1 protein-coding gene is annotated in these 708 nt (G+C 61.2%); it reads left to right on the forward strand.

From position 1 onward, the window contains the following. Positions 1 to 708, forward strand: a 708-nt coding sequence (locus tag QN347_RS19330) for an IS630 family transposase (protein ID WP_323494340.1), incomplete at both ends; no start/stop codon positions are given.

Genomic DNA, 708 nt, shown 5'->3' on the forward strand with positions numbered 1-708 from the left:
CCGACAGCTTTGGCCTTGAGTATAGTCACGCTGGGCTGATCGCGTTGCTGCATCGGCTGAACCTGGCATATCGCAAGCCTGATCTGGTTGCCCGCAAGCTGGACGCAGCCAAGCAGAAGGCGTTTATCGATGCCTATGATCGGCTGATGCGCGACCTTGCCGCGGACGAGGCGGTGGTGTTTGCCGATGCGGTTCATCCCACCCATCAGGTGCGGCCGGCGGGGTGCTGGGCACCCAAGGACCAGGCGGTCGCGATCACGCCCAGCAGCGGGCGCGACCGCGTCAACATTCATGGCGCGATCGATCTGGAGACCGGCAAGACGCAGATGCTGGATGTCCCCACCGTCGACGCCCAAAGCACGATCCTGCTGCTCATCGCGATCCTTGCGGCCCATCCGTCGATGCGAATAATCCACGTCTTCCTCGACAACGCCCGCTACCATCATGCCCGGTTGGTAAGCGAATGGCTGGCCCGCGAAGGCGGTCGGATCACGCTCCACTTCGTGCCAACTTACAGCCCCCATCTCAACCCAATCGAACGGCTCTGGGGCACCATGCACCGAAATGTCACCCACAACCGAAGCTACGCGACCTTCCGCGACTTCAAAGCGGCAACGATGGCGTTTCTGACCCAGACCGTGCCCAAGAACTGGACCGAATTGTGCGATCAGGTTTCGGACAACTTCCGCGTCATCGATCCTGCAGATT

Source organism: Sphingomonas sp. 10B4 (genome assembly GCF_035019905.1).
Lineage (GTDB): Bacteria > Pseudomonadota > Alphaproteobacteria > Sphingomonadales > Sphingomonadaceae > Sphingomonas > Sphingomonas glacialis.